At 40.3% G+C, this 24,261-nt stretch carries 23 protein-coding genes; 13 read left to right on the top strand and 10 right to left on the bottom strand.

Annotation, left to right across the window (positions count from 1 at the left end):
* Window positions 1-53: 53 nt before the first annotated feature.
* From SKC38_RS12220 to SKC38_RS12210, 3 genes are read right to left on the bottom strand one after another with little or no spacing between them, the layout of a single operon-like run.
* Window positions 54-602 carry a hypothetical protein gene (locus SKC38_RS12220; protein WP_377977430.1) on the bottom strand — a complete coding sequence of 183 codons (549 nt, stop codon included), beginning with the start codon at window positions 600-602 and terminating at the stop codon, window positions 54-56.
* A 47-nt stretch (window positions 603-649) separates the two neighbouring features.
* Window positions 650-2,419, bottom strand: a complete 1,770-nt coding sequence (locus tag SKC38_RS12215) for an Ig-like domain repeat protein (RefSeq protein WP_377977429.1) — start codon at window positions 2,417-2,419, stop codon at window positions 650-652.
* Window positions 2,420-2,449: 30 nt separating this feature from the next.
* On the bottom strand, window positions 2,450-5,248 hold the full coding sequence (locus SKC38_RS12210; protein ID WP_377977428.1) for a TonB-dependent receptor: 2,799 nt from the start codon (window positions 5,246-5,248) through the stop codon (window positions 2,450-2,452).
* A gap of 338 nt (window positions 5,249-5,586) precedes the next feature.
* On the opposite strand from SKC38_RS12210, the gene SKC38_RS12205 reads away from it, so the two are divergent.
* Both SKC38_RS12205 and SKC38_RS12200 read left to right on the top strand, forming a co-directional pair.
* On the top strand, window positions 5,587-5,940 hold the full coding sequence (locus SKC38_RS12205) for a hypothetical protein (RefSeq protein ID WP_377977427.1): 354 nt from the start codon (window positions 5,587-5,589) through the stop codon (window positions 5,938-5,940).
* A gap of 133 nt (window positions 5,941-6,073) precedes the next feature.
* Window positions 6,074-8,350 (top strand): ATP-dependent helicase, encoded by a 2,277-nt coding sequence (locus SKC38_RS12200; RefSeq protein ID WP_377977426.1) that lies wholly within the window; start codon window positions 6,074-6,076, stop codon window positions 8,348-8,350.
* On the opposite strand, the gene SKC38_RS12195 is transcribed toward SKC38_RS12200, so the two are convergent.
* From SKC38_RS12195 to mutY, 5 genes are all read right to left on the bottom strand, one after another.
* Window positions 8,340-9,251, bottom strand: coding sequence for a hypothetical protein (locus tag SKC38_RS12195; protein ID WP_377977425.1), 912 nt, complete (start codon window positions 9,249-9,251; stop codon window positions 8,340-8,342). The two genes, SKC38_RS12200 and SKC38_RS12195, sit on opposite strands and share 11 nt — an antisense overlap.
* Window positions 9,252-9,277: 26 nt before the next feature.
* Window positions 9,278-10,153, bottom strand: coding sequence for a hypothetical protein (locus tag SKC38_RS12190; RefSeq protein WP_377977424.1), 876 nt, complete (start codon window positions 10,151-10,153; stop codon window positions 9,278-9,280).
* 61 nt (window positions 10,154-10,214) lie between these two features.
* The gene (gene gldE, locus SKC38_RS12185; protein ID WP_377977423.1) at window positions 10,215-11,567 is read right to left on the bottom strand and encodes a gliding motility-associated protein GldE; all 1,353 of its coding nucleotides are present in this window, start codon (window positions 11,565-11,567) and stop codon (window positions 10,215-10,217) included.
* 78 nt (window positions 11,568-11,645) lie between these two features.
* The gene (locus tag SKC38_RS12180; RefSeq protein WP_377977422.1) at window positions 11,646-12,101 is read right to left on the bottom strand and encodes a single-stranded DNA-binding protein; all 456 of its coding nucleotides are present in this window, start codon (window positions 12,099-12,101) and stop codon (window positions 11,646-11,648) included.
* 49 nt (window positions 12,102-12,150) lie between these two features.
* Window positions 12,151-13,224 (bottom strand): A/G-specific adenine glycosylase, encoded by a 1,074-nt coding sequence (gene mutY / locus SKC38_RS12175; protein ID WP_377977421.1) that lies wholly within the window; start codon window positions 13,222-13,224, stop codon window positions 12,151-12,153.
* 151 nt (window positions 13,225-13,375) lie between these two features.
* On the opposite strand from mutY, the gene SKC38_RS12170 reads away from it, so the two are divergent.
* From SKC38_RS12170 to SKC38_RS12140, 7 genes are all read left to right on the top strand, one after another.
* Entirely contained in the window at window positions 13,376-13,672 is a 297-nt protein-coding gene (locus tag SKC38_RS12170) for an HU family DNA-binding protein (protein ID WP_377977420.1), read from the top strand.
* Window positions 13,673-13,703: 31 nt separating this feature from the next.
* Window positions 13,704-14,546: a tetratricopeptide repeat protein gene (locus SKC38_RS12165; RefSeq protein WP_377977419.1), complete on the top strand. Its 843-nt coding sequence runs from the start codon at window positions 13,704-13,706 to the stop codon at window positions 14,544-14,546.
* A gap of 330 nt (window positions 14,547-14,876) precedes the next feature.
* Complete coding sequence (locus SKC38_RS12160) at window positions 14,877-16,433, top strand: Rne/Rng family ribonuclease (RefSeq protein WP_377977418.1); 1,557 nt, start codon at window positions 14,877-14,879, stop codon at window positions 16,431-16,433.
* Between the two features lie 16 nt (window positions 16,434-16,449).
* Entirely contained in the window at window positions 16,450-17,637 is a 1,188-nt protein-coding gene (locus SKC38_RS12155; protein ID WP_377977417.1) for a tetratricopeptide repeat protein, read from the top strand.
* Between the two features lie 41 nt (window positions 17,638-17,678).
* Window positions 17,679-18,305, top strand: a complete 627-nt coding sequence (gene rsmG, locus SKC38_RS12150; protein ID WP_377977416.1) for a 16S rRNA (guanine(527)-N(7))-methyltransferase RsmG — start codon at window positions 17,679-17,681, stop codon at window positions 18,303-18,305.
* An 11-nt stretch (window positions 18,306-18,316) separates the two neighbouring features.
* Complete coding sequence (locus tag SKC38_RS12145; RefSeq protein WP_377977415.1) at window positions 18,317-19,300, top strand: glycosyltransferase family 2 protein; 984 nt, start codon at window positions 18,317-18,319, stop codon at window positions 19,298-19,300.
* 2 nt (window positions 19,301-19,302) lie between these two features.
* On the top strand, window positions 19,303-20,010 hold the full coding sequence (locus tag SKC38_RS12140) for a DUF5672 family protein (protein WP_377977414.1): 708 nt from the start codon (window positions 19,303-19,305) through the stop codon (window positions 20,008-20,010).
* A 2-nt stretch (window positions 20,011-20,012) separates the two neighbouring features.
* On the opposite strand, the gene SKC38_RS12135 is transcribed toward SKC38_RS12140, so the two are convergent.
* Entirely contained in the window at window positions 20,013-20,360 is a 348-nt protein-coding gene (locus tag SKC38_RS12135) for a LytR/AlgR family response regulator transcription factor (RefSeq protein ID WP_377977413.1), read from the bottom strand.
* A gap of 272 nt (window positions 20,361-20,632) precedes the next feature.
* Between SKC38_RS12135 and SKC38_RS12130 the strand changes: the two genes are divergently transcribed.
* On the top strand, window positions 20,633-21,604 hold the full coding sequence (locus tag SKC38_RS12130) for an aldo/keto reductase (protein ID WP_377977412.1): 972 nt from the start codon (window positions 20,633-20,635) through the stop codon (window positions 21,602-21,604).
* Here the strand turns inward: SKC38_RS12130 and SKC38_RS12125 are convergent.
* Window positions 21,585-22,295 carry a thioredoxin domain-containing protein gene (locus SKC38_RS12125; protein ID WP_377977411.1) on the bottom strand — a complete coding sequence of 237 codons (711 nt, stop codon included), beginning with the start codon at window positions 22,293-22,295 and terminating at the stop codon, window positions 21,585-21,587. The two genes, SKC38_RS12130 and SKC38_RS12125, sit on opposite strands and share 20 nt — an antisense overlap.
* Window positions 22,296-22,427: 132 nt before the next feature.
* On the opposite strand from SKC38_RS12125, the gene eno reads away from it, so the two are divergent.
* The 3 genes from eno to SKC38_RS12110 all read left to right on the top strand — a co-directional run.
* Complete coding sequence (gene eno / locus SKC38_RS12120; RefSeq protein ID WP_377977410.1) at window positions 22,428-23,705, top strand: phosphopyruvate hydratase; 1,278 nt, start codon at window positions 22,428-22,430, stop codon at window positions 23,703-23,705.
* Window positions 23,706-23,711: 6 nt separating this feature from the next.
* Window positions 23,712-24,029, top strand: coding sequence for an FtsB family cell division protein (locus SKC38_RS12115; RefSeq protein WP_377977409.1), 318 nt, complete (start codon window positions 23,712-23,714; stop codon window positions 24,027-24,029).
* 59 nt (window positions 24,030-24,088) lie between these two features.
* The coding region (locus tag SKC38_RS12110; RefSeq protein WP_377977466.1) for a transposase at window positions 24,089-24,261 on the top strand (173 nt) is incomplete at its 3' end.

The following is a 24,261-nucleotide window of genomic DNA, read 5'->3' as shown; positions in this document are numbered from 1 at the left end:
TGCCGGCAAGAATCCTGCCGACATTTTCTTAATTACACCAATATAAAATCGTTTTAGAGGCCTATGGTAGAAACCCAAGCTCTCTTTTGTTTGTCATATCGTAAGGTGGAATCCGGCCATTCCACATAATGTTTCATCGCAAGATATTCTGTCAAATGTCCCTTTTTTACGAATTCACGGAATAAAAAACCTCCACGTTCTTGGACAGTTTCTTTATCATAGTGAGGCGTATTAACAACTTCTTCAAACTGATCAATCTCAAATGAATTGGCTTTTAGGGTAAATGAACCAATCACACCCCGAAGAAGGTCTTTACGACCTGCCACGGGTCTACTGATCAAATAACGATAGACTCCTGAAGTATCTTTTTCAAGATGAATGAATTGATAAAGTGGCAGTCTGCCAACGTATTCTGCCCGAAATTTTGCTTGGTATTTAGTTGAATCCGTCGCATAAAGCGCTTTTTCACTAATAATGCTGATGATATTGGTGAGTAAAGTATCCCGTTCTGAATCGGAAAAATAATAGGATGCCTCATCTTTAGAATGGCATGAAACTAAGGCAATAACACAAAAAATGAAGCTTAAAATAATATTTTTCATATTGGTATAAAAAAGGGCTGCACGTAACGTGCAGCCCTGAAATCAAATTACTTAATATAAAGTACTGAGTTAGGAGAGAATTCAGCCCAACCAGCAGTCCAATCTGAATCTTTAAATGCTCCAATGTAGTCTGAAGCAGTCATTCCTGGCAATGCAGGCAATGCTGTTCCGATCAATGACTCAGATGTACCAGCAGTCAAAGTCAATGTAGGACGAGCTGACCACAATGCAGAAGAAATTCCCGTATTGGCTGTAGAGGTCAAAACTTTGTTACCCGCAATTGCCTTGAACCAAGCAGATGCCGAAACACCTGTTCCAATTTCGATTGGCTTAGTAGCGACAGTTCCAGCAGCACCCGTTTTCGCAATTTGCTCTTCGTCAGCTACAGCTACACCAAAGCCATAAACGTTCGCATTTAACGCTGTGAAACCTGAAGTTCCCCAGCCTGATGTACCTGCAATTACTACGTTTTTCACAATCAAATCACCATTGGCCGCGTTTGTTTTCGCGGAACCTTTTTGGCTATCAATGTATAAACCCGTTGGGTAACCCGTGATAAATGTATTGTAAATCTTCAATTTGTTGTTACGACGTAACTGTGCACCATTTTGGAAGTTGAAATCCAAGTAAGATGAAGCAGTACCTTTCGCTCCAATGATCGAGATATTCGCGAATGTTGCCGAAGTAAATGGCGTAGCAGCATCTCCATTTGAGTTATTGTCTACCTCAAAACCATTTGACCCTGACGCATCTGCCAAGTTACCATCACGGTAGCCTAAGCCAAACTGAACGTTTCCTGAATAACCGTTATCTACATCAAAATCATCATCCGTACCTTTGTAAGCGATCAAATACTTCGCATTAACTGTACCACCAAACCACTCAAAAGAATCATCTAATCCAAATGAAGCTTGAACATACTCAATCGTTGTACCTGAACCTACTGAACCCATTGTTAATGAGTTAATCTCTTGGTTTGGATTCAAAGGAATACCTGCATATTCAATACGAACGTATTTCAACGTACCAGAATTATCCGCCGCATCTGTTCCACCGTGGAAACCTTTGTAACCACCTTCTAATTCAACTGTACCTGTTAAGTTGTTAGGAGCCTTACCACAAATAACAACACCACCCCAATCACCAGGAGCACGGCTACCCACACCTTCTGCAGATGTAAATACAATCGGAGCCGCAGCTGTACCGATAGCGATCAATTTAGAACCACGTTGTACAACCAAAGTTCCTTTTGTTGCCTTATCACCAATGATAACCGTTCCCGCCTGAATAGTCAATTGACCCACTTTAGTCACTGTACCAAATGTAGCCTCTTCACCTACACGTACATAACCTTTCAAACGATAAATTTTATCTGCTGTCCAAGTTACGTTTCCTTCAATCACACCTTCTACATCAACAATCGTTTTTGGAGGTACAACTGAAACTGTAACAGGAATCGAAACCAAAGAAGAAACCTGATTTTTGTTATCCGTTACTTGAACTGTAAAAGTAACCGTAGAACCTGCAGTACCCTCAATAACATAATCTTTAGAATATTCAGCCGTTTTTTCACCCGTCATCATTTTCGAATCAAAAGCCGCACCATTTTTTAATACAGTAATCGACTTAATTCCAGCAGGCGCATTGATAGATGCCTTTACGGTAACTGTAGCACCAGGAATACCCGCAAGCGTACCTGACGCTGAAATCGTAGGGACAGGGAATACTTCCTCTTCCGACGAGCAACCCGCTAATGTTGTAACTGCGATAGCCAACATTGCGAATACTTTAAACATGTTTGTTTGTAAGCGTTTCATCACTTTTGTTTGATTAAATTGTTAGATTAATTAATTGAATGGAGAAATAATAAGTCCTAAAGAAGCTACGCGACCCGGCGCATAATTCTGAATAATTTGATCCTGATTACGATCGAAAACCTGATCTTGATTTCCATCTTGTAGAATGGTGTTGCCTTGATTCAAGATATCCGTCACGCCACCTTTCAACATGATGGCTTTCGTCAATTGCTTTGAGAAACTAAAGTCAATCACATTTCGTGGCATCTCAAACCAGTCTGGATACGGTGAACCAAAGTTGTTCCCTACCGCAAAAATTCGTTTACCGATTACATTGTAGTTGAAGTTAACCTGCAATCCCTTTTGCGTATCATTGTAATTCAGGCCCGCATTAACAATGTAAGGAGACTGTCCCTGCAAAGGACGATTGTCCGACTGGTCATTTGCCACCGCATCATCTAATTTCACCCGACTAAAAATGTAGGTACCATTAAATACTAAGCTCGTTTTGCCTAGAATGGAATTAGGTTTTTCAGGGCTAAGATTTTTACGCAATTCCGCTTCGATACCCGTTGAATAGGCCGATTTCGCATTCGAGAAATTCAAGATTGGATTCGCGCCTGATGCAAATACTACCTCAATCGGATTCGTAAAATCTTTGTAGAAGGCTGCTACTGAAATCAATTCAGTTGGAGTCGGATAAAATTCATAACGGAAATCAAAGTTTTGAATATCCGCATTCTGTAAAGTAGGATTACCCGATACCGTACGGTTATTGACAAAATCATAGAAAGAGAAAGGAGCTAACTCGCGGAATTCAGGACGATTCAATGTCTTTCCATATGCTAAACGCAACAAGGACTTCTCTGAGAAATTGTAAGTCAAGTTCAAGGAAGGCAAGATATCCAAACGCGTATTGTTATAATTGATTGGCTTGCCAACCAAATCTGCTGAATTTAATTTTTGACTATTTTGCTCAGCACGAACACCTACAATGGCATTAAATTTCTTACCCAAAGCATAATTGGCCGAAACGTATGCCGCTAACAAATTATTGGCCGCATTATAAGAGTCATTCGGATTCGTTTGCTCGTCAATTTTAATTCCCGTCTTGGAATTAAAGTTCTGAGGGGAAAACAATTGGTCGATCGGCAATGACGTCTGAAAGGATGGAGTTGATTTTACATATCCAATATTTCTTGCACCAAAATCACGCGATTTATCTTCATAAAAAGCACCCGCTTTGAAATCCAATTCTTTCCCATCTGCTAATGCATACTTCTTGTCTAAATTGAAAGCAGCTGTTACTGAACTTTCATCCATGTTGATGTAGGTTCTACCCAACAAAAAGGTTTGAGCAGCGCCGTTTGGAATAAACAAGAAAGAAGATGATCCATCTACATTGTAACGGAAACGCTTATAGTCCGGTTGATTACGGTATGCTGAATTATATCCAACCATCCAGTCTGTTTTCAACGAACCTGCTTGAAATTCGTGACGGCCTGTCAATTGACCCGTGTAAATACCTCTGAATACCTGATCGAATGAACGAATGTCCCAGTTCGAACCATTATCAAATCCTGTACGCTGAATGTATTGCGTATTCGCTAATTGATTAAATAAGTTTTTGAATTCGATGACAGAACCACTAGCAAAACGTGCCGACCAGTTGTGGGAAACACCAAACCGAAGCGCATTTGTATATTGCTTATCAAGGTAATTAAAGATTTCATCTGCTTCACCAGTTGACTGAATATTACTATATCCCCAATCGTTACGCTCCATATTAAAAATCGAACGTGTATTGGAATAATTGACAGCGGTAACATTACCTATTTTCACAGAACCTAGGTCGAATTTAACGCCTCCAGACAAAGAAGCACGTAAATCAGGCATTGCCGTAGATTCTACAGGAACCCAATTGTTCTTTAAAGAAGCGCCAATCGCATCTAAGCCTGCTGAACCTGCATTTATTAAAGCCGTACGATTTAACGGGAAAGACTTGGGTAAATCAAAATAACCTTGATCAAACCCCGTCCAAGCTAAATTCGCATTTTTGGTACCAAAAAATGCCGAACCTGTTGTTCCCTCGCGATAGGCACTTGAAATATCCAAGGTAATAAAATTGTTTTCTGGAATAGACTTCGTGAATATTTTCACAACCCCACCGGCAAATTCACCCGGAATTTCCGCCGAAGGTGATTTAAATACCAAAATTCGGTCGATTTGTCCTGCAGGTATAATATCAAACGAGAACGAACGAACATCCGTTTCCATCGAAGGAGCAAACGCATTATTTAATTGAACCGTATTATAACGCTCATTCAAACCACGAATGTTGATGAATCGCTCCCCAAAAATCGTAACGCCCGGAACTCGCTTGACAACTTCAGCAGCTGTACGATCCAATGTTTTAGTGATTTGCGCAGCAGAAATTCCACTAACAACTAATTGTGCGGCTTTAATTTCCGAAATAACCGAAACTTCTGTGTTGGTCAATTTCTGGGCCACCACTTTTACTTCAGCTAATGTTGCTGATTCCTCCGCTAACGACAAGTTCAATTCCGTCACTTGGTTTGATTCGACTTTTACTCCTTCATAGATTTTCGATTCATAACCAACGAATGAAACTTTTAAAGAATAAGAACCTGCTGGCAATTTGCCAAAAGAGAAAAAACCATTGATATCTGTTGCGGCTCCTTTATTAATCCCTTGAACGAGAATAGTCGCACCGATAATGTCTTCTTTTGATTTTGAATCTTTGATTGTACCCCGAATAGTTCCTCCTTCTTGTGCAAATGCGGCAACTGTAGATACGAGTAATAGAATAAATACGTAAATGGATTTCATGCGAATTTTAATACTGGTGAATTTTACGATGCAAAACTAGCCTGAAATACTAGCAGCCTTATTACGAGTCAATTAACGATGCTTTACCAAATCGTTAAAACAATAACACATTCCATAACAATTCCGTAATACAATGATTTATGCTGTACTTTTCCGACAATTTTCCAACAATCCTAAACTGTTTATTGTATTATTTTGTGAATTATAATTTTTTTAAGAAGAACTTTCTTGAAAAAATGAAATTTTACACGGATTTAATTTGGAGCTAAATGAGAAAGCCTAGTTTTGGGTCAACAAACGGAAATAATTCCGCCTAAGTATTTTTAAATCAAACGCTTATGAAAAAGCAAATCAAAAACGCATTGGCTATTGCCTTATTTGCAATCAGCATGTCCATGACTTCCAACGCAATGGCAACGGAAGTAAGCTTACCAGTTAGCATTAACCAAGTAGGAAAAATGAAATTCCTAGTAAGCGCAGAACCGAATTCGAAACTTGTTGTCATCATTTATGATGCAGACCAAAATATCATCCACCAAGAAGCCATCGCAAGCAAAAAGCTTTACAACTTCGCGAACCTTTTAGATGGGAAGTATAAAATGGAAATCATGAATGCCAACAAACAAATCATTCAATCTAAAACATTTAACATCCTAACGGAAGTAAAACGCGATTTAGTCGCTGTCCAATAGGTTCCATCAACATTGAAAGATTAAGGGTAAAAGGGCGCGGATTTTCTGCGCCTTTTTTTATCAATTTACGCAACGAATTACCCAGCAAAATTTCCTATTTTTGCTCCCCCTAATTCAAATAAAATCAAACCCTATGGATTACCTGGCAGGTCTCAATGAGCCCCAACGAAAAGCAGTCGAACACATCGATGGTCCCTTAATGATCATTGCCGGTGCCGGCTCGGGAAAAACCCGCGTACTGACCTACCGAACAGCCCATTTAATCGACAAGGGCGTTGATCCATTTAGCATTTTGCTATTGACCTTTACAAACAAAGCCGCTGGCGAAATGCGCCATCGGATCGAAACGGTCATCGGCTCCCAAGCCAAAAACATTTGGATGGGAACTTTCCACTCCGTTTTTGCCAAAATCCTACGTTTTGAAGGGGAGCGCCTAGGATACACCTCCAATTTTTCAATCTACGATACAGACGATGCCAAATCACTCATCCGAACACTGATCAAAGAGCAAAATTTGGATGATAAAGTCTATAAAGTCAATCTCGTGTTGAACCGCATCTCCAATGCAAAGAACAGATTGATTGGCCCAGAACAATACTTAAATAGCCCCGTTTTAGAACAAGAAGATCGCTATGCCAAAATCCCCATGATGGGACAACTGTACAAATTATATTGTACACGCTGCTTTCAGGCAAATGCCATGGATTTTGATGATCTCCTTTTTCAAACCAATATCCTTTTCCGCGACCACTTAGACGTGTTGCATAAATACCAACACAAATTCAAACATGTGATGGTGGATGAGTTTCAAGATACCAACGTATCCCAATACCTCATCACGAAAAAACTGTCGGCCGTTCACCGCAACATCTGCGTAGTGGGTGACGATGCCCAAAGTATTTATGCCTTCCGCGGAGCCGATATTCAAAATATCTTGAACTTCGAGCGCGATTACGCGGATTTGACAACCATCAAACTCGAAGAGAATTACCGATCTACGAAAGCGATTGTGGCCGTGGCCAATTCGGTCATTGCACGCAATAAGAACCAACTCAAAAAAGACGTCTTTACGTCCAATGAAGATGGAGATCAAATTGAAATCATCCGAGCTGGAAGTGATAATGAAGAAGGCCGGATTATTGCATCAAGCATTTTTGAAACCTGCCAGAAAGAGGGTTTACATTTCTCCGACTTTGCCATTTTATATCGGACAAATGCACAATCTCGTTCATTTGAGGAATCATTGCGAAGACTAAACATCAAGTATCGGATCATCGGTGGGCTTTCTTTCTACCAACGTAAAGAAATCAAAGATGTTCTAGGCTATTTGCGATTTGTTGTAAACCAACAAGACGAAGAGGCATTCAAACGCATCATTAATCTACCTAAGCGTGGAATCGGTGATACGACCATAGCCAAAATCTCCTTGACAGCAGCGGAACAAAACTCAACCGTTTGGGATGTCGTTGCCAACATCAATCAATTTCAAGGGGTTCGTGGAACCGCTCCGATTGAACAATTTGCCGACTTGATCAAGTCTTACAAATTGATGGTCGAGGTGGAGCAAAAAGACGCCTACGAGGTCGCAAGTCATGTGGCCAAAACCTCTGGACTCGTACGGGAACTTTACGAAGATAAAACGGTCGAAGGCTTGGCGCGCTACCAAAACGTGCAAGAATTACTGAATGCCATCAAGCAATTCGTGGATTCAGAAGAGAATGAAGATAAATCGTTGGCAACCTTCTTACAATCCGTTTCCTTATTAACGAATGCGGACACGACCGAAGACCCGAACGACAAGGACAAAGTAACCTTGATGACGGTCCATTCGGCCAAAGGCTTGGAGTTTAAACACGTGTTCCTCGTAGGGCTTGAGGAAGATTTATTCCCGAGTCAAATGATGTTGCAAAGTCAAGCGGACTTGGAAGAAGAACGTCGCTTGTTCTATGTTGCAATTACCCGTGCGGAGAAAAAATTAATGATTTCCTATGCGGAATCCCGCTATCAATTCGGCCGATTAAAAAGTTGTGAGCCGAGTCGGTTCATCGATGAGCTCGATAGCACCTACCTGAAAATGGCCAAAACGCCAGAAAAAAAAGACACTTCAAATTTCCGTCCTGTTCAAAAAACAGGCTTTGTCGAAAAGTCTACAAGTGCAAGTGCCGCCCAATTGATTCAAAAGCCGAAGCAAAATACCAATTATCAACACGTTCCGTCGACAAATTTTGTACAGTCGGACCCGATGAGTTTAGCCGTAGGCCAACGAGTTGAGCATCAAAAATTTGGCTTTGGTACGATTCAGAAATTAGAAGTTAACGGAGCAGAACGCAAGGCTCACATTTTATTCGAACAAGGTGTGGGTGAAAAGACTTTACTCTTGAGTTTTGCAAAACTGATGATTATCGCTTAGCCGTATAATATAAATGGGCGGGACTCGTTAAACTTGCAATCTCTGAAATCGTTGCATAACCTTGATTTCTTCCATCAAAAGCCAATGCCTCACCTTGCGGTTCAAGGATACTAGGCACGATGCGGGGCTCCCGTCGTAACGCATCGGCAATGCTCTCATGTTTTTGCTTTTTCCAATAATATATTTCTAAATAATTACGAATGATGATTTCTTCGTTGGTAGAAGCCACATTCCCATCCGTAATGAAATACAATTGCTTCAACAGACTTAGGTCCGAGGTCGGTATAGAAAAATTCAATTCATACAAAAATTGAGCACTTTGTACACCTTTTGATGCGAATGTTTCCGATGGTAAAAAATAGAGTCGCTTTCGGTCTTCGCGCTTTGAAATAAAGTACAAATCACCCGTAATCTGATCAATTAACATACATTCCATATCGCGAGCACCGTCAGGTAACGTAAATTCAACTGTTTGAGAATGTTTGATAACCCGGCGCAATGGATCCGTTAGCTTTAACGAAGGCTCTAAAAAACGATGTACGCGATAGGTAGGATTTTGCGCAAAATTATCGCCAATATCGGCAACATATAAATAGGTTTGCCCGGTCCGGTTTTGCCAGCGGCCCATCGCTTCCCAATCGCGATTATGTAGTCCAAGCAAGCTGTATTCCGCTTTTCCTTGGCCAGACTCGCTCACCAAAAACATCCGATTCAAATCCTTCGAATCATTAATTACCCAAAAATTTCCAGGATTTCGAAGCGAAGCGACCATGCCGGAAGCTTCATCAATTTCTATGTTGGCCAGTATTCCTACATCCTTCGTGTTTGAAAAACGCGTTTTGGCTTGATCTGAATCGCCGATATAAAAAGACTGGCATGCCCAAACGAGCAAACCCATCATAAAAACCTGAATCCGACTCCTGTTTCTCACTTTTTCTTGTAATAATATAAGTGGGGAGGTGTCAAATCTGGCGATTCAGAGATCGTGTAATATCCGGAACCATCGAGCGAAAAAGCAACTCCCTCTCCTTGTGGTTCTAATTGGTATGGAACAGCCTTAGCTGAACGAAGCAACGCTTCAGGGATACTTTCGCCCGTTTTACGTTTCCAGTAATAGATGCCAATGTAGTTACGAATCAAAATTTCGGAATTGTCGGGTGAGACACTTCCGCCCGTTAAATAATAAGCTTGTTGAACTTTCAAATCGCTCGAAAACGGTGTTGAAAAGGTTAAATCTTGAATGTATTCAGCAGTTACAGTAGTTCCATTCAGCACCTTTGCCGCCGGTATTTTATAAAGGCGCTTACTATTTTCACGTTTACTGATGACAAAAATATCTTTCGATTTTTGGTCAATCAACAAAGTTTCCATGTCGCGAAATCCGTCCGGCAAATGAAATGTTAGTTTGTTTATATCCGTCAAAACGGTGTATGGATTCGATGTAATCGCTAAATCCTTGAACCAATAAATGGCATAATTTGGGTTATCTTGAAAATTATCACCAAAATCAGCTACATAAACCGTTGCGGATCCGTCTAGTTCATTCACCACGGCCAAATCCTCCCAATCTCTATGAACAGCACCACTCAGCAAATATTCTTTTTTCCCCTTTCCTAAGGAGTCAATCAAATACAACATCGGTCCTTTTGCATCCGAATCATTTGTTACCCAAAAATAGCCCGGGTTTTTTCTGCTCGCAGCGATCCCAGAAGCTTCCATGATACTCGGATTATCTAGCGCACCGCGATCGACGGCATTCTCAAAGGAGGATTCGCCTTGAGTTGGATCCGTAGGCTCAGGCATCAGTTTAACACAAGCCGATAAACTAAGACCTACCAAGAAAATATACAGGTTTATGCTTTTTTTAAACATCTTGTTCGGAAACGGGAACATCGTTCTTTTTATTGCTCACTTTTACTTTTTTGACACGTCGGGCATCCACCGATTGAATTTTAAACTCAAAATCTTCCCATATTATTTCCTCTCCGGAATTCGGAATACGGCCAAATAATTCGATCATTAAACCACCCAGCGTTTCACTCTCGCCTTTGGCCTTTTCAAAATAAACGACATCTAAATCAAATACCCGACAAAAATCATTCAAGGAAGTTTTGGCTTCAAACAAATAATTTTGCTCGTCAAGGCGCTTGTAGTCGGCCGTTTCATCATCAAATTCATCGTTGATTTCCCCCACAATTTCTTCGATGATATCTTCCATCGTCACAAGGCCTTCTGTCTCTCCATATTCATTGACAACCACCGCCATGTGGACACGCTTCTCTTGAAAATCGTAGAGTAAATCGTCAATTTTCTTATTCTCAGGCACGAAAAAAGGTTGATGCAATAAGGAAATCCAATCGAATTTTTCGTCTTCTTCTACATGGACCAATAAATCTTTGATGTACAAAATTCCTTCAATTTTATCGATGGTTTCTTTGAAAACAGGAACACGCGAATATCCGTTTTTATTGATTTTATCCATTAATTCATGGAAATCCATTTCCGTATCAAAGGCTACAATATCTCGACGAGCTTTCATGACTGATTTCACGGATGTATTCCCAAAATTCAAAATGCCACGCAAAATATCCTTTTCCTGCTCTGTGGTATTTTCGTCGGTTGTAATCTCTAATGCATGGTTCAATTCATGCGCCGTCAAAGTATAGGATTTCTTTTCGATTCGTTTTTCGATCAAATTAGAAATGGCCAACAATGATTTGGAAAGTGGGGTGAAAACCAAGTTGAAAAACTGAATTAATGTCGCAGAGAACGTCGCAAAACGAATGTTGTTTTGTTGGGCCCAAACCTTCGGAATCAATTCTCCAAAAAACGTAATGATGAAAGTTACCCCAAACAATAAAAACAAGGTAACAATCAAAGTGCCCACCGATTGCGGCCCTAAAATCATTTCCGTTAAATAATTGGATAAGGTAATGAAGATGATGTTGACAAAATTAATCGAAATCAACAAAGTCGCTAAAAGCTGCTGTGGCTTATCCAAAAGAAGGCTCACGGCCTTTTCTGCGGGGTTATCGCTATCACGGAGTGCCGCACGTTGCTCCGCATTCAAGGAAAAGAATGCTACTTCGGAACCAGCCAATAGCGCGGAAAGAAATAATAAAGCAATCAATATGAGCCCGATGAAAAACACCGAACTTAACGGTAGATTGGGATCAATGAAGCCAAGTAAATGAATGGGAAAGGGGTCAGCCTCCATAAATTAATGTGCACAGTACGCACAAATTTAAGAAAAAGGGAATAGAGTCATCCTATATTCCCTCTTCTTATTGAAAATTTAAAATGGCAAATCATCGCCATCTTCCTGCATCACCGCAGGAAATGGGTTCACATTTGCTGCAGGGGCATTTAAATTTACGGCCTCTGGCTTGGGACGCTCTGCGGAATCTGATCCTTTTTCATTCCGTCCGCCAATCAAATTCATATTCGTTGCACGAATTCGATAACCACGCACTGTCGCTCCCGTTTTATCTTGCCATTCTTCTGAACGAATTTTGCCTTCGATGTAAACTTGATTTCCTTTTCGTAAATATTGCTCGGCAATGTTTGCCAAATTATCCCATAATTCTACACGATGCCACTCGGTTTGCTCGACCCGTTGGCCATCTTTGCCCGTATATGATTCGGACGTCGCGATATTGATATTCGCCACTTTCACCCCATTGGGTAATGCACGCACTTCAGGATCTCCGCCTAAATTGCCTAATAAAATTACTTTGTTTACGCCTGCCATAATAGTATTGTTTAAAGGTTAGGTAATTGAACAGCCAAATGTACATGTTCTAGCCTTCCAATATTTCCTTCAATGCAATATTATCAGTAATCAGATTTAATAACAAGACGGGTTTGCCCAATTGCTCAAATTCGGATGACAAAATCCATTGATAATCTTGCGGTATTTTGAAGCTAAATTCGGCAGGCAATTGTAGCAACCAAGCGGCAGAAATAATTTTCTGATGGCTTAATACATGGATTGCAGGGGCCTGCAATGCCACGGCGTGTGCCATAAGCGGTGACAAAAATGGGTGCGAATTAATTGCTTCTTCGATCGAAGAAGATTCGACACAAAAGAACTCCCATAAACCTTGCCAAATATCCTTTGCTTGACGCTGATGTACTAAAACCTTCCCATCTTGTTCGATGATAAAGTATTGAAATTGGCGAATGCGTTGGGGCTTCGACTTTGATTTAACAGGTAATTGGTTAATTCGATTCTCCCGATGTGCCACACAAGATGTGCGCAAGGGACAACTTCCACAATCCGGTGCAGGACTGCACTGAAGCGAACCAAACTCCATAATCGCTTGATTAAAGCGCGCTGGGTCTGACGAAGGAATTAATTCTTGCGCTAATGCTGTAAATTCCTTGCGGGCTGAAGAATGTAGAATATCCGTTTCGATTCCAAAATAGCGCGCCAAAATGCGATAAACGTTTCCGTCAACCACCGGACTGGCTTCACCAAAAGCAAAGGAGGCAATGGCCGCAGCGGTATAAGGACCTACACCAGGCAACTTAATTAATTCAGTATAGGAATCCGGAAATTTTCCACCTAGCATATCAACCACATATTTGGCTGTTTTGTGCAAATTTCGGGCCCGACTGTAATAGCCTAAACCTTGCCACAAACGAAATAAAGTCGTTTCGTCAGCTGCGGCTAAATCGTAAACGCTAGGGAAAGCCTCGGTTAATTTATAAAAGTAAGGCAAGCCTTGTGCGATGCGCGTTTGTTGGAGGATAATCTCCGACATCCATATTACATAGGGGTCATTCGTTCTTCGCCAAGGCAAATCACGCGCATGATCTGCATACCAGGTAATTAGAGTTTCGGCAAAAGGGTGTCGTTGAGCTTTCTTCATGAAAGTATCAAAGATAAGGGGGCCGCCAAAAGCAAAAAAATAAATATCACTTTTTCATTTGCCCCTTTTAAAGAAAAACCTTACTTTTGTGTCCCTTTTGAAAGCAAGGGGGAATGAAATAGAATCAACGAATAAATAAAGACTCATTACCGTGACTAAGGCAGATGTAATTGCTGAGATTTCCAGCAAAACAGGGATAGATAAAAACGATGTATCTAAAACGTTAGAAAACTTCTTTGAAGTAGTAAAGGATAACCTAGCGAATCAAGAAAATATTTATGTTCGTGGATTCGGAAGTTTTATCAACAAGAAAAGAGCGAAGAAAATCGCGCGTAATATTTCGAAAAATACGTCAATTACGATTGATGAGCACTATGTGCCGAGCTTTAAGCCAGCAAAAGTGTTTATAGAACAAGTTAAAACAAGCACTGACCCTGCTAAAGCTTAATTCATTTGAAATAAGTTTATAGGTCAATAAAATGAATAAAACGCTTGCGATCATTTTATGTGTTGGCCTTGGCTTAGTAGCCCTCATTTTCCAATTACCTAAAGGAAATGTGAGTAATAAAACAGAAAACTCCGTGGCAGGAGGGGCAAACCGAGATGCTGCAGCAAAAGAAACTGCGCGACCGGAGTCTGAAAGCAGCCATGCCACTCCCTTAACACCGGAGCAGCAAAAACAAATCGCCGGTTTAAAAGTAAATCTGCAAAATGCCAAAACAGAAGCACAGCAAGTAGCCGCTTTGGAAAAACTAGCAACGGCTTTTATTGGCGCCGACAAATACGATAGTGCTGCTTATTATGCAGCAGATTACGCGAATAAACATGCGTCTTTGACCCATATTTTACGCGCAGGTCAATTGTTTTTTGAGGCACAAACCTACGCAATCAACGCTAAAAAGGGTCAAATCCTTGGCGAGAAAGCGCGTAATTACTTTGAAAAAGCGTTATCGCTCGATCCGAATAACCTAATGGTTAAAACGAATATGGCGATGACTTATGTAGATACACCTACGCCGATGAAAGGCATTAGTCTTTTGAGGGAAGTGATTGAACAGGAGCCGACTTTCGTGCCGGCGATATTCAACTTAGGTATATTAGCCATTAAATCGAATCAGTTTGGCAAAGGCCAAGAACGATTCACACAGATATTGAAGCTGGAACCTAACAACTACAAAGCCGCCTTAAACCTCGGATTTTGTTTGGCCCAGTTAGATAAAAAAGAAGAGGCTAAAAAGATTCTGAAGCGCGTTCTGAACGAAAGTAAAGATGCTGAAGAGAAAAAAGCCGCAAACGAATTGCTTGCAGAAATGCAGCATTAAATACTGTAGAGATACGATTACGTGTCTTCACAACAATAGAAAGCTGAAAGTCAGCTTGGTAAATTATTAATAAATAAACGCTCAAAGCTATGCCTTGCGGAAAGAAAAGAAAACGTCACAAGATTTCAACACACAAAAGAAAAAAACGTCTTCGTAAGAATCGTCATAAGAAGAAATAATATAAGGTTTACAGTTTCATTTTGGAATTGTTAGCAAAACCCAAGAACAGGCATTTTATCTAACAATAAATAGCCTGTTTTTGGCGTTTAATTTCCTGTATATTTTATATTCGGGTTTAGGCCCCAATAAAACATTCTTCTTGTCAACATTGTGAGTAATGAATTAATCATTAATTCTACACCCAAGGGTGATAGAATAGCCCTTTTGCAAGACAAAAGGATCGTAGAATACCACATTGAACAATCGGAACCACAATTCTCCGTAGGAGATATTTACTTAGGTACGATTAAAAAATTGGTTTCTGGATTAAACGCCGCATTTATTGATATTGGTTATGAAAAAGATGCATTCTTGCATTACCATGACCTTGGTCCTAATTTACATACACTTCAAAAATTCACCCGTGATGTCTTAACCAAAAAAGGAAAGACGATTAAACTGGAGAACTACAAATTGGAGTCGGAAATTGACAAATTAGGCAAAATCGATAAAGTACTGACTCGTGGACAATTAGCCCTTGTGCAAGTTGTCAAAGAGCCTATCTCAACGAAGGGCCCTCGCCTTTCTTGCGATATTTCCATTGCTGGACGCTTTTTAGTGTTAGTTCCATTCTCAAACGGAGTTAACATTTCAAAGAAAATTACGTCAAAAGCAGAACGCAATCGCCTTCAAAAATTGATGACATCGATCAAACCAAAGAACTATGGGGTGATTGTACGTACCGTTGCTGAAGGGAAAGCGGTGGAAGAAATGGAGCGCGACTTGAAAGAGTCAATCGCGAAATGGGAAGAAGGCATCAAAAAATTAATTGATGCGAAACCCGCTGAACGAATCATCGGTGAAATGAGTCGGGCGACATCCATGTTGCGTGATTTATTAAACAATGATTTCGACAATGTGATCGTCGATAGCCAAGACCTTTATAACGAAGCGAAAGACTATGTGCATAATGTCGCTCCAGAGAAAGAAAAAATCGTAAAACTACACACGGGCAAAACGAAGTTGTTCGAACAGGTAGGCATCGAAAAGCAATTAAAAATGCTTTTTGGCCGCTCGGTATCTTTACCCGGTGGTGGCTATTTGATCGTGGAGCATACAGAGGCTTTGCACGTGATTGATGTCAATTCAGGCAATAAATCGAATTCGGAGGAAGATCAAGAAGCAACAGCTTTAAGTGTCAACCGCGAAGCTGCGAAAGAAATTGCACGCCAATTACGTTTACGTGATATGGGCGGAATCATTGTGATCGATTTCATCGATATGAAGAAGGCGGATAATCGCAAATTGATTCAAGATATCATGCGCGATGAGATGCGTGGCGACCGTTCGAAATACACCATTCTTCCGTTAACGAAGTTTGGCTTGATGCAGATTACGCGCCAACGTGTACGTCCGGAGATGAACGTTTCTACGCACGAAACGTGTCCAAGTTGTGGGGGTACAGGAACGATTACGGCGAGTATCGCGGTGTCGGAGATTGTGGCCCAGCATGTAGAGCATTTGGTATTGAAGCAAAATGAAAAGAAATTAACATTATTGGTTCATCCATTCTTGCACGCATATTTCACGAAGGGATTCCCATCCATTCGAATGAATTGGTTTTTTAAATACAAAACCTGGATTTCCATCATGGAAGACTCCTCGTTTGGCATTACAGAATTTAAATTCTTAAACCAAAACGGAGATGCAATTGAAATCTCATCTTAGGATACTATTCTTATTTGTGTTAACACTACCATTGGCCTTTCAAGCGGAAGGCCAATGGTGGAAGTTGACCGAAGATGCTGAAAAAGAGCGCTCCAAAGGCATGCTCCTGCTCACCTCTGAAGTACAGATTGAAGCCACCACGGCTATCAATCAAATGTACAATTTCCACTTTCCTGAAGCGGAACGCGAATTCAATTACCTGAAAGTTAAATACCCGAACCATCCCCTGCCCGACTTCCTTTTGGGTCTGATGCAATGGTGGAAAATTGTCCCGAATACCGGCAATGAAGTCTATGACGATCGTTTAATCGAATACATGGATAGTAGTATCGATAAAGCGGAGAAGATTTGGGATGAAACAGAAAACCCAGAAGCGGCATTCTTTATGGCGGCGGCTTATGGATTTAAAGGCCGACTACATGCGGAAAGAAAAAATTGGACGCGAGCAACATTGGCCGCGAAAAACGCCTTAAAATACCTGGAATACTCCCGTAATTTTGCGGATTTCAGTCCGGAGTTGATGTTTGGCGATGGCTTGTACAATTACTATTACCACTTTATCAAACAGAATTTTCCGCTCTTAAGACCTGTACTCTGGTTATTCCCCAAAGCCAACAAAATGCAAGGGGTAGCCCAACTCGAAAAAGTGAGCTACCAGGCATTTTATACGCGTACGGAGGCGCGCTATTTTCTCTTGCAGATATATGCGATGGAAAACATGAGCGATAAATCCTATGACCTAGCGAAATACACACATGAGAACTATCCCGATAATCCATTCTTCCATCGATACCATGCCCGTGCGGCTTTTATCGTAGGCCGGATGGATGAGGCGATGGAGCAATCAAAAGAAATTTTAAATCGAATAGCTCAGCATCAAGTGGGATATGAAGCTGTTTCCGGTCGGTATGCGAGTTATATTTTGGGCTATTATCAATTGTACGTCTATAAAAACAGGCCGGAAGCCAAGCAATATTTCCAGCAATGTATGGATTTCAGCAAGCAAACGGATTCCTTTGAATCGGGCTATTACTGGGCCTCTGTGCTTGGTTTGGCGCGTATTTCGTTTCAAGAAAACAACTATGACCAGACCGTAGATTATTGCAAAGAGGTATTAGATAAGGCAGAAAAGAAATCAGCCCAACACATCGAGGCCAAAAAATTACTAGCTGAGGCGAAGAAAGCTCGGCGTAAAAGGAAATAAGAAGCTTCCGGGGAAATTCGTACCTTTGTTATTACATGGAAATGAACGCAGCATTAATCAAAAAATACTTTCCTGAAATTACGGAACAACAAGAAGCTCAATTTGATCAGCTTTTACCTTTGTACACGGAATGGAACGAAAAAATCAATGTCGTATCTCGGAAGGATATCGAAAATTTGATGTTGCACCATGTATTACATTCACTTGCAATTGCTAAATTCCTCCCTTTTCGCCCAGGCACGGAGGTACTTGACGTAGGGACCGGAGGTGGTTTTCCGGGCATTCCTTTAGCCATCTTATTTCCAGAAGTGCAGTTTTTGCTTGTAGATAGCATAGGTAAAAAAATCAAAGTGGTAGAAGGTGTTGCAGAGGCATTGGGATTAAGCAATGTTCAAGCGAGACATATGCGTGCGGAAGACGTCGATCAGGATTTTGAATTTATAGTTAGTCGGGCCGTAACACGCCTCACCCCTTTCTATTATTGGGTTAAAAACAAAATCAGTCCAAATCATTTTCATACAAAACGAAACGGCTTATTATTATTAAAAGGCGGAGAATTAACCGAAGAAATTGCAGAATTAGGCAAAAAAGTGAAAGTGACAGATCTGACTTCGTATTTCAAAGAAGACTTTTTTGAAACGAAAAAATTGGTTTACGTTCCGATGTAATCTACGAGTATATGCAGAAAATTTCCGTAGCCATGTGCACTTATAACGGTGCAGAATTCCTTTCTAAGCAATTGGAATCTATCAAGCAACAAAGCATGCCCATACATGAGCTTGTTGTTTGTGATGACGGTTCATCGGATGAAACACTAGCGATTCTAGAGCGATTCAGTAAACAAGTTGCCTTCTCAGTTCAAGTTCACAGCAATCCTCAAAATCTTGGGAGCAGCAAGAATTTTGAGAAATGTATGGCCTTATGCGAGGGCGATTTGATTTTCCTTTGTGATCAGGACGATGTTTGGATGCCTGAAAAAGTTGAAAAGATTGTGGCTTATCTAGCGGCGCACCCGGAACAGGAGGCCGTTTTTTCAAATGCGACCATGATTGATCAGGCAGGATTTCCTACCGGAAAGACATCGTTTGAACAAATTGAATTTACACCTGAGGTGCAGAACAAATGGAATTCAGAAGGCGCTTTTGACATCTTATTAAGAGGCTATGTTGTTACTGGCGCCACATTAGCCATTAAAAAATCTGCGTTAAATTTAGTCTTACCCGTTCCCGAAATTATCCCTGATTTAATTCATGACGGCTGGATTGCATTGATTTTAAGTGCTCACAACAAGATTGGATTTATTCATGATACTTTAATTGAATATAGAGAACATGCGACCCAACAAGTTGGCCTAAAAGGAAGCCAAAAACATATCACTTTAATAGATCGATTTTTAAGGAAAAGAGATGCTAAAATCAATCGAATTAAAAATAAACAAAATGATATTCTGAAGTTGACGGAACATTTGTTACCCCTACCAATCAATGAGTTATATAAACAAAAAATAATCAGACGAAAAGAATTTTACACGATGCGTGCAACACTTCCTTCGTGCCGAATCCTGCGCATATATCCTGTGGTTAAATTTGCAATGAATGGTGAATACCAAGCGCAAGAGGGTGGGAAATGGTGGCGACCCATGTTAGGCGATTTATTTGAATAGCTATGAAAAAAGTTGCAATCGTCATTCCGATATACAAATCAACATTAACACACAATGAAGAAAAATCATTGTTGCAATGCCAGCGAATTTTAGGAAAACATCCCATTATATTCGTAGCTCCCAATTCGCTCAACCTAAATTTCTTAACTAAATGGGATATAGAATATTCTGCTATTCGATTTGAAGATCAGTACTTCAAAAGTCCTAAAACATATAACAAACTCCTTACAAACAGAAAATTTTATCAAGCATTCCTCAACTACGAATTTATTCTTATTTATCAGTTAGATGCCTATGTTTTTGAGGACAACTTATTGAGTTGGTGTACTAAAGGATATGACTATATTGGAGCTCCTAAATTGAGAAATCATCATTTAACAGACAAATTATCCTGCGAGCCTATCGTTTTGAATGGTGGGCTTTCACTGAGAAAGATCAAACCAATCATTCGTTACATAACTATTTACAATTTATTTTTCAAAGAGTGGCTGGCCAATGAGGACATGATGTTTTCATTTGCGCAGAAACGCGTTTATCTACTGAGATTTTTATTAAAATTACCCCATTGGAAAGAAGCTTTATCATTTTCAATAGAGAAAAATCCTTCAATTTCGTACGAAATACTTGGTAAATTACCTTTTGGGTGCCATGCATGGGAACGGTATAATCCGAACTTTTGGAAGCAATTTATACCACAAAGCGAGGACTAAGATTAAGCTTCAGCGGCTTGAAAAAGTAAGCGCATCGAACGCACTTTACGTCTTGAAATCGGAATGATTTCATCGTTAATTAAGCGAATTGCCTTTTGTGATTTGAAATCAATATGACAAATCGCTGCGGGATTGATTAACGCCGACTTAGATGGACGAATAAATCCCCCAACTTCAAGAACATCCGCGAAATACTTTAGGGTCCTGCAAGACAAAAACTTTCGACCATCTTTAAGGATTACGTGCGAGTAATTTCCTTCGCCCCGGACAAGCAAAATATCCAAAGGCATTACTTGAGTTCCATCGAGAACAAAAGCAGGTAACACATGTAACTTTTCTTCAAATACCATATTGACACATTAAATCACCACATTGGCTTATTCGAAATTAGACGACATTACCTCGAAAAATGAATACAATTGAGTTATTTGCGTTATTGTTATTTTAAAGCTTAAATTCGTTTATTAATCGGGAAAAAGAAAAACATGCAATTTATGTTTAAACACATTTATTGGCATTAAAGATAGAATTCCAACCTAAAAAAAGACAAACAAAAAGCCAATAGCGGATAGCCATACCCGAAAAAAGCGATATTATTGTGCATTATAAAAGCAAGAAAAAAATGAAAACAAGACGATTTGGTCGGACCGACTGGCAAGTGAGTGAACTAGGTTACGGTATGTGGGGACTTGCAGGATGGACAGGTTCAGATATTGAAGAAGTGAATGCCTCCTTGGAAAAAGCAGTATCATTAGGCGCTAATTTTTTTGATACGGCCTGGGGATATGCTGAAGGAAAAAGTGAACAAATTTTAGGTGCTTTGATCAAGCGTCATCCTGATAAAAAATTATACGCGGCAACTAAAATTCCGCCAAAAAATTTCACCTGGCCATCTAAATCTCATTTCAAAATTGAAGATTGTTTTCCTGCAGCGCATATAATTGAATACACCGAGAAAAGCTTAAAAAACCTAGGCGTTGAGCAAATAGATCTCCAACAATTTCACGTGTGGGAAGATGCTTGGGCAAATTCAGAAGAGTGGCAAAAGGCTGTTGAGCAATTAACTTCTGCCGGCAAAGTAGCCCATTGGGGGATTTCGGTGAACCGTTGGGAACCCAACAATTGCCTCAAAACACTTGAAACGGGCTTAATATCCTCAGTTCAGGTGATCTATAATATCTTCGATCAAAATCCCGAAGACCAATTATTTCCTTTATGTAAGAAACTAGATGTGGGAATCATCGCGCGTGTTCCCTTTGATGAAGGAAGTTTAACGGGCCTTATGAGCTATGAAACAACTTTCCCGGCGGACGATTGGAGATCTACCTATTTTGTGCCTGAAAACCTGATATCAAGTGTTGACCATGCGAATGCGTTAAAGCCATTAGTTCCAGAAGGAATGACATTGCCCGACATGGCATTACGCTTTATTTTAGCGAACCCTGACGTGGGAACAATCATTCCAGGTATGCGCAAAATCAAGCATGTAGAAAGTAATATTGCTTGTTCAGATGGAGCAACGCTACCCAACAATTTAGTAGCTGAATTAAGAAAACACCGTTGGGAACGCCAACCTACTGAATGGTCCCAATAGCTTGATCAAATAATTCTTTGAGCTTAGGCTCTTCTCGGAATCCCGTTGTTTTTTGGATTAATTTTCCTTTGCGAAAAACCAAAAAGCTCGGGATTTCGTCTATTCCATTGGCCTGTAAAATCGCTTGATTTCCATCTGCCTCCACTTTTATCACAGTTACCTTTCCAGCATAGTCCCCTGCAAATTTATCCACCATCGGCATCATTTTCAGGCAAGGAGCACACCATTTGGCATAAAAGTCTACGACAACCGCATCATTTTCCTTCGCCATTTTTTCAAAATCCGCTAAACTCCAAGCAGCATCGTGTTTCACAGTGGGCACTCCTTCTAAAGGCATCAATTTTGTTGTCCATTTCAAATATCCCCCTTTTAGTTCTGTCACTTGAAATCCTTTAGCCCGCATGAGCTCGGCGGCTTGCGCTGACCGACCACCCGAAAGACAATAAATCAATACCGGTTTCGACTTATCTAGTTTATCTATTTCCTTCGCAAATCCTTCCGAACGGAAGTCGATATTCGTTGCTTTGGGTAAATGCCCGCCACCAAACTCACCAGATGTACGAACATCCAACAATAAAGCCTGCGGCTGTTCAGCAATTTTGGCTGAAAACGATTCAACGTCAAGCACTTGCGCGAATAAAGAACCTACTGATAAAGCTAAAAACAGGACTAGAAGGGAATATTTTTTCATTTTGAGAGGATGTCAGGTTATAAAATCATGAATAAACACAAAACTCACGGAAATTATCCAAATTTTGCGTTATTTTGCAAGGCAATTTAAGCAATTACATCGTAATCATTTATTCACAATAACAATAAAAAGATGAGTGCAATACAGTACGTACACGCCAGACAAATTTTAGATTCACGCGGAAATCCAACAATCGAAGTTGATATCAAGACCGAAGATGGAGCTTTCGGTAGAGCAGCAGTTCCTTCAGGAGCTTCTACAGGTATCCATGAGGCTGTTGAGCTTCGTGATGAAGACAAATCAGTTTACGTAGGTAAAGGGGTTTTGAAGGCTGTTGAGAACGTAAACAGAGCTATTGCTGAAGAATTATGGGGCTTAGAAGTTTCTGAGCAAAACATGATCGACCGTTTAATGATTGAATTAGATGGTACTTCTAACAAAGGAAAATTAGGTGCAAACGCAATCTTAGGTGTTTCTATGGCGGTAGCTAAAGCTGCAGCACAAGAAGCAGGTTTGCCTTTATATCGTTACATCGGTGGTGTTAATGCAAATACATTGCCAGTTCCGATGATGAACATCTTGAATGGTGGTTCTCACGCGGACAACTCAATTGATTTCCAAGAATTCATGGTTATGCCAGCGAAAGCTGAGTCATTCTCGCATGCTTTACGTATGGGTACTGAAGTATTCCACGCATTGAAAGGTGTGTTGAAATCTAAAGGATATTCTACGAACGTAGGTGATGAAGGTGGTTTTGCACCAAACATCAAGTCGAACGAAGAGGCGATCGAAATCGTATTGCAATCAATCGAGAAAGCAGGTTACAAACCAGGTGAAGAAATTTTCATCGCGATGGATGCGGCTGCATCTGAATTCTACGATGAGAAAACGGGTCTATATACCTTCAAAAAATCAGATGGCAAGCAATTGAACAACATGGAAATGGCTGCTTACTGGAAGACTTGGGCGGATAAATATCCAATCATTTCGATTGAAGACGGTATGGCAGAAGATGATTGGGCAGGTTGGGCTGAGCAAACAAAATTAATCGGTTCTAAATGCCAATTAGTAGGTGACGATTTATTCGTTACAAACGTGAAGCGTTTACAAGAAGGTATCGAAAAAGGTGTAGCAAATGCAGTATTAGTTAAAGTAAACCAAATTGGTTCATTAACAGAAACAATTGATACGGTTAACTTAGCGAAACGTAATTCATACAAAAACATCATGTCACACCGTTCAGGAGAGACTGAAGATGCAACAATCGCTGACTTAGCAGTTGCATTGAACACAGGACAGATTAAAACAGGTTCTGCTTCTCGTTCTGACCGTATGGCTAAATACAACCAATTGCTTCGTATTGAGGAGGAATTGGGAGCAAATGCTTATTTCCCAGGTTTAAACTTCTAAGCACTCGTGAATCGCATCAAGCAGCACTTTCTTGGGCCGAACAAATTTTATTGGATTTCAGCGAGCATCCTCTTCGTGTGGATGTTCGTGCTGGATTCCAATGATGTCACTGTTCAGTTTCGCCTTTGGAATGAATTAAGGCAGCTTGAAAACGAGAAATCGTATTACCAACAAAAAACAAAAGAATTGGAAAAAGAGCGCCGCATGGTCATCGGAAATCCATCTTTGTTGGAGAAATATGCGAGGGAAAAATATCTGATGAAGAAACCGAAAGAAGATATTTTTGTGATTGTGGACGAAAACAATCAACCCATCGAGCACTAACAAAAAAGCCCTTCAATAGACTGCCCCCAAAAAGTTAGACACTTATTGGGGGCATTTTTATGAACAAAAGAAACAAGTATGATTACAAGTTTAGGCTTCAATGTTTTGAAGCCGTAATCAAAGACAACTGCTCGATACGAACAGTTGCTCAAAAAAAAGGAGTTAACATCACTAATTTACGCCTTTGGTATCGTTTCTATGAACGATATGGCAAGGATGGGCTGAAAGAAAG

It is taken from the genome of Aquirufa echingensis (genome assembly GCF_042714525.1).
GTDB classification, from domain to species: domain Bacteria; phylum Bacteroidota; class Bacteroidia; order Cytophagales; family Spirosomataceae; genus Aquirufa; species Aquirufa echingensis.
This window is presented reverse-complemented; position numbering and strand designations above follow the sequence as displayed.

Excerpts from the sequence above, each read along its gene's own strand:
- SKC38_RS12220 (WP_377977430.1), bottom strand. The coding sequence starts at position 602 with ATGAAAAATATTATTTTAAGCTTCATTTTTTGTGTTATTGCCTTAGTT.
- SKC38_RS12215 (WP_377977429.1), bottom strand. The coding sequence starts at position 2,419 with ATGAAACGCTTACAAACAAACATGTTTAAAGTATTCGCAATGTTGGCT.
- SKC38_RS12210 (WP_377977428.1), bottom strand. The coding sequence starts at position 5,248 with ATGAAATCCATTTACGTATTTATTCTATTACTCGTATCTACAGTTGCC.
- SKC38_RS12205 (WP_377977427.1), top strand. The coding sequence starts at position 5,587 with ATGAAAAAGCAAATCAAAAACGCATTGGCTATTGCCTTATTTGCAATC.
- SKC38_RS12200 (WP_377977426.1), top strand. The coding sequence starts at position 6,074 with ATGGATTACCTGGCAGGTCTCAATGAGCCCCAACGAAAAGCAGTCGAA.
- SKC38_RS12195 (WP_377977425.1), bottom strand. The coding sequence starts at position 9,251 with ATGATGGGTTTGCTCGTTTGGGCATGCCAGTCTTTTTATATCGGCGAT.
- SKC38_RS12190 (WP_377977424.1), bottom strand. The coding sequence starts at position 10,153 with ATGCCTGAGCCTACGGATCCAACTCAAGGCGAATCCTCCTTTGAGAAT.
- gldE (WP_377977423.1), bottom strand. The coding sequence starts at position 11,567 with ATGGAGGCTGACCCCTTTCCCATTCATTTACTTGGCTTCATTGATCCC.
- SKC38_RS12180 (WP_377977422.1), bottom strand. The coding sequence starts at position 12,101 with ATGGCAGGCGTAAACAAAGTAATTTTATTAGGCAATTTAGGCGGAGAT.
- mutY (WP_377977421.1), bottom strand. The coding sequence starts at position 13,224 with ATGAAGAAAGCTCAACGACACCCTTTTGCCGAAACTCTAATTACCTGG.
- SKC38_RS12165 (WP_377977419.1), top strand. The coding sequence starts at position 13,704 with ATGAATAAAACGCTTGCGATCATTTTATGTGTTGGCCTTGGCTTAGTA.
- rsmG (WP_377977416.1), top strand. The coding sequence starts at position 17,679 with ATGAACGCAGCATTAATCAAAAAATACTTTCCTGAAATTACGGAACAA.
- SKC38_RS12145 (WP_377977415.1), top strand. The coding sequence starts at position 18,317 with ATGCAGAAAATTTCCGTAGCCATGTGCACTTATAACGGTGCAGAATTC.
- SKC38_RS12140 (WP_377977414.1), top strand. The coding sequence starts at position 19,303 with ATGAAAAAAGTTGCAATCGTCATTCCGATATACAAATCAACATTAACA.
- SKC38_RS12135 (WP_377977413.1), bottom strand. The coding sequence starts at position 20,360 with ATGGTATTTGAAGAAAAGTTACATGTGTTACCTGCTTTTGTTCTCGAT.
- SKC38_RS12130 (WP_377977412.1), top strand. The coding sequence starts at position 20,633 with ATGAAAACAAGACGATTTGGTCGGACCGACTGGCAAGTGAGTGAACTA.
- SKC38_RS12125 (WP_377977411.1), bottom strand. The coding sequence starts at position 22,295 with ATGAAAAAATATTCCCTTCTAGTCCTGTTTTTAGCTTTATCAGTAGGT.
- eno (WP_377977410.1), top strand. The coding sequence starts at position 22,428 with ATGAGTGCAATACAGTACGTACACGCCAGACAAATTTTAGATTCACGC.